We start from the raw sequence: 10,842 nt of genomic DNA, 5'->3' as shown, positions 1-10,842 counted from the left end.
TCTAATCAAACGAGAATGATGCTTGTTTCATATCATCTTCAAATGCATAACGTGTAGCATCTATGGTGTGATTGTCTTTATCGTCTAAGCGAGCTCTTGGATTGCCGTCAGGGTCTGTCTGGTAATCAATGTTTTCAAACTCACGAGCTATATTGGGTGTCCGATTAACGTCGATGACAATTTCTTCAAGGTCATCAAGCCACTTTTCACCGTATTCAACACTACCTGGACCCTTCTTCGCGCCCTTGATACGTAGCCCTAATTGGTGTTTCATCTCGTCAACTGACTTAGGCTCTGCGCTATCTGCAATTGATTGTAGCGTGTGATACCCTTTGACCTTGATTTTGTCCGCTGCTTCACGATTCGATAGCTTCACACCATATACTTCATCTAATGCGTATATGACTCTTCTGGTCTTGTCGTAATGCCAACGCACAAACGAGAAAGGATCTACACCGTAGCCCCAATCCACACCTTGACGGATATTATCAAATGATTTGATTTCATCATCTGTAATGGCTCTAAAGGTTAGATTGTCAAACGGCACAACGCCTGATCCGATAGCCTTACCGAGATACTCCCATTCATAACGCTGCACCCTTGTGCGTTTTAACTCTTCTGCTTCCCCGATACTCTCTTTACCCAAGTGAGGGTTATCAAGATAAGTAGAGTGGTGTACATATGTGTTAGTTGGGATGATATGCGATTCATACAATTTATTGACCCAACTCTGTTTTCTTTTTGGCGGGTTATAAGTGTAATAGAATGCATAAAAAAGACCATCCCCTAAATCTGCACGCAACACAGACTTTTCAATGGTCGATACTTCATCTTCTGTTTTGAACTCAGCCATTTCCTCAATCCACAAGAAGGCGATAGGGAACTTTGACATCTTGATTGATTTTAACTTAACCGGATCATCTGCACCACGGAATATGATTTTGTTACCCACAGGCGTATATATGAGTTGTAACGGGTTTTTAACAACTCTCCAGTACTGATCCACACCAAGCATCTCAATGGCTTCTTTAAGCTGCTCAAACATGGACTCCTCAAGCGTACGTGCTACCTTGCGGACGCATAGGGTAGTGACCGGATACTTCATCATGTCTTTAATCAGCTTTAGGGCTACCTGCGCTGACTTGCCTGATCCACGACCGCCCTTCAATACATGCTTAAGGTACTTATGTGAATTAGATACCTTCCAAAATGAATGAAAATGCGGTGTAATCTTTTCGGAAAGCTTAATCTTTGTCGCTGTCATCAAGGTCACCGCCTATATCATCGATGATTTGAACGCCTAGACCGCCACTATGATTGATATCCTGCCTATCTCTCCATCTATCAGGTCGGCGATTCTTCAACCAGAAGATCTGTGCTACTACATCAGGTTGTACCTCTTTAGTCACTACCTTGGTAATGGTTAGTTCTCCGATATCTCCCACCGAATTAGCTTGCGTATCCTTTACCAACATTACATAATCATTTATCTTGTTCAGCCTGTGTTCCTTGTAAAAAGGTTGATTCTTGTACCATTGTTCTAAGTCGATGGCTTTTTTGGATGAATTACATCGCCTACAGCAAGGAATGATATTTAAAGCTGTTAATTCCCCACCCTTTACCAAAGGTACGATGTGATCTTTGGTAGCCTCGGTCAATCTCTCATTACAATAGCAGCACTTTCCACCAAAGTAACGAATTGCGAACTGCCACTCTTTATCTGTCAACTCTGATTGCCCGCCATGTCTCTTTACTTGACCGCTATCAATAATGCGTTCTTTAGTCACCTCTTCGAATTGATAACCCATAGCACGTTTGAAGAGCGAATTCTCGACCATTACGTCAGCTACTTCCTGTCCCCTTTTTAAGGCTGCCGAAAGTGCTGGATACTTATCCTTGTATGTCCTGAAAGTAGAGTACGCTAATCCCAATTTAATAGCTGTCTGTTCCTCTGTAAATCCATCCCTTGCCCAAGCTGCGATAAGCAGGAGTTTGGGTTCAACATGTGTATGATATTTAGTTTTCCGTCCTCCTGCCATGATCTCAGCCCCTTACAGTTATTTGTTGTTAATTAATTTAACGTATATCAATGCCAACATACCTATAATGATTCCATTTGACGTTCTGACGTATAGCGCTATATATGCAACGATCCACCATGGGATAAACTCAATCAAAAATAGCTTCGCCTTCTCAAGCACTTTCAAGGTCATCACCTTTTCTACGCAAAATAAAAAGCCACTCATTTGAGTGACCTTGTTTATGTACTATTGAATTTTGCTAGGTAGGTCTTGTATTCCATTAGTCATCATAAAGTAAAGACCTACAAGACCTACAATCCCAATCAAAAATTTAAACGCCTGCCCTCTTACTCTACATACTCTAAGCAATACTGCTGCTATTAACATGGGAGCTAACATATACATCCCCAAGAGAATAAATACAGCTAGCGCCATTGAGTTCATTGTACCGCCAATTTGTTCACTAACATTATCCAAGATTATTCACCCCCAATATCGTTATATTTCGACATTTGGAAGTTTTATCCTCTTGATTCAAAAGAAAAAGCACCCGTCGAGGTGCCTTTCGTTAATCATCACTATTTTTCTGTGGCTGTACCATCACCAAAGTTGTATTTCCCATCGCACTCTTTGCATTTACAAAATGTGCCGCTATCTCTGAACCCAGGTATGTCATCTTTTTCATAAATAACCCGTCCTGCTCCGCAAGGACACTCATACTCCCTACTTATAACTACCCCTGGTCCTGCGCCGTATCCGCTATGACTGGATATTTCTTCGTTTACAAATTTCAAATCCATCGCTTTATCACCTCCACAATGTCACATTTCGACATCAGGAAGGATTTACCTCTAACAATATCGAATAAACATATCACGGTACCCGAATTAGTACTTTTGAAAGGAAGATAAAAATGAGTGAAAGAAACTTTTTAATTGATTTGGTTAACTCAATAAAGGTTCCAGCCGATCTGACAAAAGCAGCTCTGGATCCATCCGCAAAACAAATTGGTGAAGGATTAGGAAGCTTATTTTACCTTGCATTCGCTCCAATAGAAAAAGCAAAAATCAAGAAAGAATATGAAATTACACGCTTTAAAGAAGAAATCGAAGCTGAATTAGCGAAAGTTGCTCCATCAGAACTTATCGAACCACCTCTTAATGTCGTTGGTCCTGCTTTGGAGGCTTCAAAGTACTATATTGAAAATGATGGCATTAGATCAATGTTTACAAAACTAATCGTTTCTTCAATGAACTCACAACTAAGTGATAGTGCTCACTCTTCATTCGTAGAAATTATAAAGCAATTCTCACCTTTAGACGCTATCAATTTTCAATACCTAATCAATAATGCTCCAGTTGCATTGGCGAATATTCGATTACTCAAGAAAGATGATCCCACAACCATCGGTACTTGGATAACTAATTTTTTTCCTTTCCCTGATCTAGAGTTTAATAATTGGCAGCAATACTCTGCTTCCATCGACAATTTAATTCGTTTAGGGTTGATCAATGTTGATCCAGCATTAACCTTTTCGAATGATAGTCTCTATGACAGTTTACTTAATCACCCGCTATATAAATCTTGTGAGTTAGTTCTGAAAGATAATACTCAGGACCCTCAAAACCAAGATAGGATTATTGAGTTAAATAAGAAATATTGGTTATTCACTACCTTTGGTAGTAGCTTTGCTCAATGTTGCTTATAACTCCCTATACTTTGGATTGCAATTTTATTTAATTCTGCTCTATAATCGTCCATAATCTTCTCCAACTCAGATGAGAATTTATTGGTTATTATTTCGAGAGTATCTCTTGTTTCTTTTTTTAACGCTGAAACTTCATTTTCCAGTTTTTCAACTCGTTCTTCAAGCAATTGAACTGTTTCATTCATGATCATCGCCCCTAACTATTATTATATTTACTTTATTCAATCCTGCTGAAAATATCCGCAGGATTTTTCCTTCTACCACTTTACCCTTTTAAAAACTGTATAGTACCTGTCCACTCACCCCAAACACATCTTTTGCATTTCTCAGGCTGTATGTATACCGGTTCACTTTTTAAAGGCTTCATAGTGAAGCTCCTCCACGATTAATTAGACTCTAAAACACAAAAAAAAGTCTGATCAAATGACCAAACTTCGCTTATTTTGATTGACGATAGTAAACCATTATGATATAATTAATTTATAGAAAGGAGGTGAACATGTTGAAAAAAACGAGAAAAGAAAGGCGACAAGAGGATAGAGTTGAAACGATCAAGATGGTGACTGTCATCATCACCCTGATCAACTCGATCATCATCCTCATCATCACACTGACTCGATAGGGTCTACCGGAAGCCAAGCCCCGAAAGGGGCTTAGGCGGAAGGGTTAGTGAAATCAAAGGGTCGCCTTTCTCTTCTCAATTATACCATAATTATAAGGAGCGATTAACCATGAGCCGAAAAGAAAGAACTACAACGGTTATAACATATGTTTCCCTTGTCTTCAGCATAGCTAGTTTAATTATCGTGCTGGTAAAATGGTAATGTACACTTTCAACAGTAAAGAAGAATTAGCAGAATGGATTTCTCGTGAAGTTGTCGGTACCTCTGAAGCTATGGAGATTATGGATTGTTCTCGCCAAAACCTTCACAACTTTGTAAAGCGCGGAAAACTAATTCCGATCAAAGACACTGGACGTGAACGGCTTTTCCTCCGTTCTGACGTACTAGAACGTAAAGAAGAAGCAAGTACTTACAATCGCAAGAAATGAATAGTTACTCATACGCCTGAGAAGTTTTATCTCAGGCTTTTTTTTAAAAAATTAAAAATGCCACTCCCTAAGGAATGGCTATGGAGAAAAGCTATGAAATAATACGAATGGCAGGATTCGAACCTGTGACTACTTGCTCCCAAAGCAAGCGTGCTACCTAGCTACACTACACCCGTTTAATATAGACACCATCCAGGAATTGAACCTGATACCTCGAAGTCTGTTCTTGCGGCCGCCTTCGTGCTCTACCGTTGAGCTATGAGGTGTATAGTGAAAAGAGTGCAGCAGCCGAACGGCATAGAGCCTTGTAAACTGCACTCTTACAATTTGTTCACAATATCATAATAACACATCAGAAATGAGTTTTGTTCCCATTCCGTTCCCGTTTTTTTCCCTACTTATTCCCACGGGCTAAGAGTGAATACTTTTCTACTGCCAATGGCCGCCAACGATAAAAGACACTCTTTGATATCCCCATCATTTTCACTACCTCGTCCCATGGTTTATCTTCAAGATAGTGGAGTCTCAGGAGTAGTGATAGCTGGGGTCTATTCTCTTCAAGTACCTCCAGCACATCATCTATTCGCTTCATCTCCGCTTGCAAGTCTTGGAATTCAGCTACTCGCTCAAGTACTTCCTCGATGCCATCACGTCTTCCTGTTCGGGCTTCAATTACCTTTTCTATTTTCTGCACAACCTCATGGAGTGCCTTCTCATCTTCTTTATCCAAGGTATTACACTCTTGGACCACTTGTTTTTGCGACCTTGTACCTGCTGGATACCTTACTAGATAAGCGCTAACTGTCTTCTCTAATTTCTGTTCATGCCTGTTAAGGTACATGTACGTCGGCATTGTCCGTAGTTTCCGGTGAAGTTCCTGCAGCTGATCATCCTCGTTAAGTCTGCTCACTGTAATTTCGTTCCCGACTGAGTACGTCTGAAGCACCCGGATCCGCCCAACTAAATCTTTGTATCCGGTCAATTGATCAATAACCCTTTGTTCGACTGTTGATAGATTCGATGTAATTGTCATGACGCTCCCTCCTCGATCAGTCGGTTAATATACCACTGGGCTTTCTGCAAATCTTCTACACCGTTTTTCTTTTTCCAACTCCACAAATATTTGATCGCTGCCCCGGTATTATAGGCCTCAATCCCTATTAATCCTGTTACCGCTGCCTTGATGGCATCTATGCACTCGATATCTCCAGCGGTATAGTGCACTGGATGATTTACATTATCCATCTCTATCATTCCTCTGCTATTTTATCGATTCGCGCTTTGACGGCTGCCATCAAGGCATCCTGACTTACAGCTTTACCTTCAAGTGCAGTCATCACGTCCTCGTCCATCGTTCCCTCCGTGATCAGGTGGTGGACGATCACACTACGCTGCTGCCCTTGCCTGTGAAGCCTGGCATTAGCTTGTTGATATAGTTCCAAGCTCCAGTTAAGACCGAACCAAACGATCAAGTTTCCACCGTCTTGCAGATTCAGACCATGACCGGCACTCGCTGGATGAACTGCCAGAAGCGGAATATTACCCTCGTTCCAATCTGCGATGTCTTGATTACCAGTTGCGCCTTTACGTAGGGTTTGTGCTTGCTTGAATCGGTTCTGAATCCGTTCCAAATCGTGCTTATAGCTATAGAATACTAACACCGGATGCCCGTTAGCGGCTTCAACGATATCCTCCAAGGCATCCAACTTAGCATCATGTATGTGCTTGACCCCTCGATCCTCGTCATACACAGCTCCGTTTGCCATCTGTAAAAGCTTGTTGGATAACACCGCTGCGGTATTGGCTACCACATCCCCATCTAGGAAGGGGAGAAGCAGGTCCTTCTCAAGCTTTATATACTGATCCCTAGACTTTTCATCAAGTATCACAGGTACAATACGATCAATACGATCAGGCATATCAAGCCAATCCTCTGCTTTCATGCTTACTGCAATGTCACTGATAACCTCGTAAATTCGATCTTCAGCTTCTTTTTTTTGCTTCCACTCGTAAACAACATGGCCACTCTTGGATCCTGCAGTAAAATACCGATCCCGGTAACCTGTGATTGTCTTCCCAAGTCTATCACCCTGATCCAGTAGATAAATTGGCGCCCATAAATCTAGTAGGCTATTAGGTGCTGGCGTTCCAGTTAATCCAATTAGCCTTTTTACCATCGGTCGAACTCTGCGTAGAGCCCGAAAGCGTTTCGACTGGTGATTCTTGAAACTGGACAACTCATCAATCACAACCGTGTCAAAGTCCCAGCTTGTTCCAAGCTCACCGACCAGCCATTCAACGTTCTCGCGATTGATCACGTATATATCAGCCTCTGCTTTCAAGGCTTTACGTCTGATTGCGGCAGTGCCTAACACTTTGCTGATCCGTAAGTGCTGAAGATGGTCCCACTTCTCAACCTCACGTGCCCAAGTATCCTCTGCTACCCTCAAAGGTGCAATGACTAGAACTCGACCAGCATCAAAGTAGTCGTTCAGCAGCCGATCGATTGCGGTCAAGGTACTTACAGTTTTCCCCAAACCCATCTCAAGAAAAAGTCCTATGAAGTTTGTATTCAGGATCCGATCAGTAGCGTAATCCTGATATTGATGCGGTTTATATTTCATTGATCGCTACCTCCGAATCTATCACCCTTACGTCAAAGCCTAAAGCTTGAAGCTCCCTATGTCGTTTCAGCTGCAGGGGTCTTGCCTTTTCCCCTGGGGCTTTCATTTCGACAAATACCACTCTGCCTCCTGGGAAAAGGCATATACGGTCTGGCACACCACTTGTGCCAGGAGAAGTGAATTTCAAGCATTGCCCGCCTTGACTCCGAACTCTATTTACAAGCTTTCGTTCCAAAGTTGATTCAAGCATCAGGTTCCTCAAATCCAGGTTGGGGAACTTGTTCAGTGTTAAGGCGTATTGTTGTAATTATTTGATCTACTAGGTGCTTGTCCCAACTTTCTGAGGTATGTTCATGATCTCCCAACAAAATGCTAACCGCTTGAAGTGCTTTGGTCACACCTGTACGAACCCAAAAGAGTTCTGGATCCCCCTTAGGGTCAAAGGTAGCTTGGTCGAACTTAATTCCAGCATCTTTAATTATTCTTGCGAAGGATTGTACGTCCATATTTAAAACCTCCTATATCATTGATCTTCACGCACACGTATATGTGGGTACAAATTAATTAGCATAGGGTTTACTATTACCTATATTTACCTATCCCTATGCTAATTAACTACTATTACTTTGATTAAAAAATGATGATATATTGATATAATTACGGCTAACCTCTTGGTACGATAGGGTTTGTTAGTATCATCAATAATGATATTTTCATGTTCTATGATGTTATTCGGTGTATCATCATGTTCATCATAGAACATGATTATTTTTCTTGTTGATGCGGTCAAATCCGGTCTGTAACCCCCACTTTGGAAAGCGAACGCGTGCCTTTACTTCTTGCCATCCTTGGATGTTTCTCATAATGCCGCATATGATTCTAGCGTCCCATCGAGTCATATCTCCTATTTTCTTATGAAGACACTCCACCCATATCTGGGATGCGCAAACGCGATTAAAGAATTGATCATCTTCGCGATCTTCTCCCCACTCGTCCTCAATAGGCGCATCTAGCCACTCCCTGATAACCCCTTCGCGTGGATCCACTTCCATATGGGTAGTTTGCAACTGCAATGCCTCTTCCTTTGCTTCGTTATCCAGCGCCAAGGATTCCCCCGCCTTGTATAAGTGCAGCGCCTCAGCCCATATTTGCCCCACCAGTTCATCCGTTAGATGGTCCCAATGACTAAGCTTCGCTTTAATAGGTTCCACATCTACGGGCCAAAAACGGCGGTTCCCGGTAGCGTCCTGCAAGAAGTCTCTCGTATTCGTTGTGCCAAAAAATACACATTTTCTAGGAAAGTCAGATACCACCCGATCATAAGCTACACGGTACCGGTCCTCAGTCTTCGACAAAAAGGCCTTAACCTCATCAACCTCAGATTTCTTCATAGCCGACAGCTCACCGATCTCGAAGATCCAACCAGACTGCAAATGCTCTCCTGCCTCTTTGTTGTCAAAAGTTCGAAGCGAATCACTAAACCATTCACGCCCAAGCTTTGCAAGTAGGCTACTCTTACCAGCCCCTTGCGGACCCACTAAAACCAACATCTCATCAAATTTACACCCTGGACGATACAACCTAGCAACGGCAGCTATTAACATTTTGCGTGTAACTTGCCGAACATAGTGGGAATCCTCTGCCCCTAAGTAGTCAATAAATAAGTGCTCTAAACGGTGTACCCCATCCCATGATTTCGATTCGATATAAGCTTTAATCGGATGAAACTTATTACGATGAACAACTTCAGTAAATGCATTCTGAATGACTTTAGAAGGGCGTAATTTAAAAACCTCACCCAACCAATTCTCTAACCTCTTATCATCTGCCCCCGACCATGGCTCATAGTCAACATGCTGTCTGTCTTTCTCACGCCAAGGTAAAGATTTCTTGATGACTTCCGCGTTACGAAAGGCATCAAATGCAAGTATTCCTTTCCATACACCATGTGAGAGAATCATCATTATATTAGATGAGGTACATAGAACTTCACCTGTCTTATGGTGGCGCTCTATTTTTTCACCCCAGTTCTCATCCTTAGGCTCAACTTCTGGTTCATACTCAAAGTCGTCTGAATCTACCATTTGAGAGTATTCATCCTCTTGCTCTGCCATCGCTAGCAACTTGACCTCTTTCTGACTAATAGCCCAACGCTCCATGGCTGTATGACTTGGCATCTTTGTTATATTAGTCTGCTCACTAGCTCGATCATCTAAATGCCCAAATTTATGAATCCTTATTAGATCAAATAAGTTATAACTACGACCATCAGACACAGGATCTGAGTCCTGATGTGAGTATGCTAGATCCTGATCTGGAAAGACTTCGAGCCCATTCCCAGATGAGCCATTTGTATAGGTGTAGCGATTAGGCATAGACCCCGACACATACTGGTCAGGCAGGTGCAACTCTATCCCTTCTTCAATTCCGTAAGCCCTGCAGAGCAATCCGATCGTGCCGGGCTTTGTCCTCGGATCTTCGGGTTTCTTCCCACTTTGCAATGGTCCTGTTTTATCCTCCGGATGCCTCGGCCACTGCATGACATCGCGCCAATCTGCGTATTGATCTAGCACACTATCAACGGATAGTGGATCACCCTCGTACACTTCCAGTACCGGATCAGCATCCTTACTGCAACTTGGCAGGTACATAAGCCGGTGAACGTCGAACGTTGTCTTATCGAAGTACTTTATATCAATTTGTTCTGCTAGTTTACGAGATACAGCCGCATACTCATCCGGGCTCATTGTCCGATCAGCAGGTATAATCAAACGATATTTAGGTTTATTAGGACGATAGCTATGTGTAGAGTAGACGACATAAGCCGTCCCTCCAAGCACGAGTTCCACGGAAAATAGGAATCCATCATCGGCATGATCCACGTCTAGCGTAATCATGCTGCGTGTATCTACGTTCTCCTTCTTGCGCCGACCACCTCGGACAAGCCCACCAACAAAGGCAGGACCATCCTTGACTTTACCACGTGCAATATTGCTCATCTTGTCGTACTCGGCCATCGTCTCGGACGTGCGATGAACTTTTTTCAAACGGTCAATGAGCTCGTCCCATATTAAATACTCAGGTTTCCAGCTTGTGTCGGCTCGATGCTTGCCGAACGATATGTCTAATTCGATGTCGTGCATTTGACAAACATCCTTTCCATTAAACATGTTGCATTTTATAACGTTCATCATCGAACTGTGCATTAATTTGTTTTCAACGGACACCATCGTTTAATTGTTTTAAGAGCCAAAGGGCTTTCGTAATCCATCGTCCCAAATCCAACGAAAGTGTTATCCGTTACTTCATTTGCCTTTGGATGCTTGCAATAGTATTTCTTCCGACCAAGGTGATTTTGTTGCGTCTGCATCCTTCCAATCTGCTTGCAAAAGTTGCAATATTTACACTGTCTGCTAATGGTTTTCACTCCTTCGCTTA

14 protein-coding genes and 1 tRNA gene are annotated in these 10,842 nt (G+C 42.4%); 3 read left to right on the top strand and 12 right to left on the bottom strand.

The window, feature by feature from the left end; translation table 11 throughout:
* Position 1: 1 nt before the first annotated feature.
* The 4 genes from J2T13_RS17865 to J2T13_RS17850 form a co-directional block, all read right to left on the bottom strand.
* On the bottom strand, positions 2-1,264 hold the full coding sequence (locus J2T13_RS17865) for a PBSX family phage terminase large subunit (protein WP_429373692.1): 1,263 nt from the start codon (positions 1,262-1,264) through the stop codon (positions 2-4).
* Positions 1,245-2,039, bottom strand: coding sequence for an HNH endonuclease (locus J2T13_RS17860; protein ID WP_429373690.1), 795 nt, complete (start codon positions 2,037-2,039; stop codon positions 1,245-1,247). Before J2T13_RS17860 ends, J2T13_RS17865 begins: the two co-directional genes overlap by 20 nt.
* A 228-nt stretch (positions 2,040-2,267) precedes the next feature.
* On the bottom strand, positions 2,268-2,498 hold the full coding sequence (locus J2T13_RS17855; protein ID WP_429373688.1) for a hypothetical protein: 231 nt from the start codon (positions 2,496-2,498) through the stop codon (positions 2,268-2,270).
* A gap of 101 nt (positions 2,499-2,599) precedes the next feature.
* Positions 2,600-2,821, bottom strand: coding sequence for a hypothetical protein (locus tag J2T13_RS17850; protein ID WP_429373686.1), 222 nt, complete (start codon positions 2,819-2,821; stop codon positions 2,600-2,602).
* 113 nt (positions 2,822-2,934) lie between these two features.
* Between J2T13_RS17850 and J2T13_RS17845 the strand changes: the two genes are divergently transcribed.
* Positions 2,935-3,729, top strand: coding sequence for a DUF4393 domain-containing protein (locus J2T13_RS17845; protein WP_429373684.1), 795 nt, complete (start codon positions 2,935-2,937; stop codon positions 3,727-3,729).
* Here J2T13_RS17845 and J2T13_RS17840 read toward each other — a convergent pair.
* The gene (locus J2T13_RS17840) at positions 3,714-3,914 is read right to left on the bottom strand and encodes a hypothetical protein (protein WP_429373682.1); all 201 of its coding nucleotides are present in this window, start codon (positions 3,912-3,914) and stop codon (positions 3,714-3,716) included. The genes J2T13_RS17845 and J2T13_RS17840 overlap by 16 nt on opposite strands.
* A 314-nt stretch (positions 3,915-4,228) precedes the next feature.
* Here J2T13_RS17840 and J2T13_RS17835 point away from each other — a divergent pair, with 314 nt between their 5' ends.
* Both J2T13_RS17835 and J2T13_RS17830 read left to right on the top strand, forming a co-directional pair.
* Positions 4,229-4,351 carry a hypothetical protein gene (locus tag J2T13_RS17835; protein ID WP_429373680.1) on the top strand — a complete coding sequence of 41 codons (123 nt, stop codon included), beginning with the start codon at positions 4,229-4,231 and terminating at the stop codon, positions 4,349-4,351.
* Between the two features lie 201 nt (positions 4,352-4,552).
* The gene (locus J2T13_RS17830) at positions 4,553-4,780 is read left to right on the top strand and encodes a helix-turn-helix domain-containing protein (protein WP_429373678.1); all 228 of its coding nucleotides are present in this window, start codon (positions 4,553-4,555) and stop codon (positions 4,778-4,780) included.
* Positions 4,781-4,882: 102 nt separating this feature from the next.
* Here J2T13_RS17830 and J2T13_RS17825 read toward each other — a convergent pair.
* The 7 genes from J2T13_RS17825 to J2T13_RS17795 form a co-directional block, all read right to left on the bottom strand.
* Positions 4,883-4,956, bottom strand: a tRNA-Pro gene (locus J2T13_RS17825).
* A gap of 218 nt (positions 4,957-5,174) precedes the next feature.
* Positions 5,175-5,813 (bottom strand): RNA polymerase subunit sigma-24, encoded by a 639-nt coding sequence (locus J2T13_RS17820; RefSeq protein ID WP_429373676.1) that lies wholly within the window; start codon positions 5,811-5,813, stop codon positions 5,175-5,177.
* Positions 5,810-6,025, bottom strand: a complete 216-nt coding sequence (locus tag J2T13_RS17815) for a DUF3310 domain-containing protein (RefSeq protein ID WP_429373674.1) — start codon at positions 6,023-6,025, stop codon at positions 5,810-5,812. Before J2T13_RS17815 ends, J2T13_RS17820 begins: the two co-directional genes overlap by 4 nt.
* A gap of 5 nt (positions 6,026-6,030) precedes the next feature.
* Entirely contained in the window at positions 6,031-7,404 is a 1,374-nt protein-coding gene (locus J2T13_RS17810; RefSeq protein ID WP_429373672.1) for an SNF2-related protein, read from the bottom strand.
* Positions 7,394-7,654, bottom strand: coding sequence for a VRR-NUC domain-containing protein (locus J2T13_RS17805; protein ID WP_429373670.1), 261 nt, complete (start codon positions 7,652-7,654; stop codon positions 7,394-7,396). The genes J2T13_RS17810 and J2T13_RS17805 overlap by 11 nt, the downstream gene beginning before the upstream one ends.
* Entirely contained in the window at positions 7,647-7,910 is a 264-nt protein-coding gene (locus tag J2T13_RS17800) for a hypothetical protein (protein ID WP_429373668.1), read from the bottom strand. The genes J2T13_RS17805 and J2T13_RS17800 overlap by 8 nt, the downstream gene beginning before the upstream one ends.
* 246 nt (positions 7,911-8,156) lie before the next feature.
* Positions 8,157-10,547, bottom strand: a complete 2,391-nt coding sequence (locus J2T13_RS17795; RefSeq protein WP_429373667.1) for a VapE domain-containing protein — start codon at positions 10,545-10,547, stop codon at positions 8,157-8,159.
* Positions 10,548-10,842 lie beyond the last annotated feature (295 nt).

The organism is Paenibacillus sp. DS2015 (assembly GCF_050433705.1).
Lineage (GTDB): Bacteria > Bacillota > Bacilli > Paenibacillales > Paenibacillaceae > Paenibacillus_AQ.
This window is presented reverse-complemented; position numbering and strand designations above follow the sequence as displayed.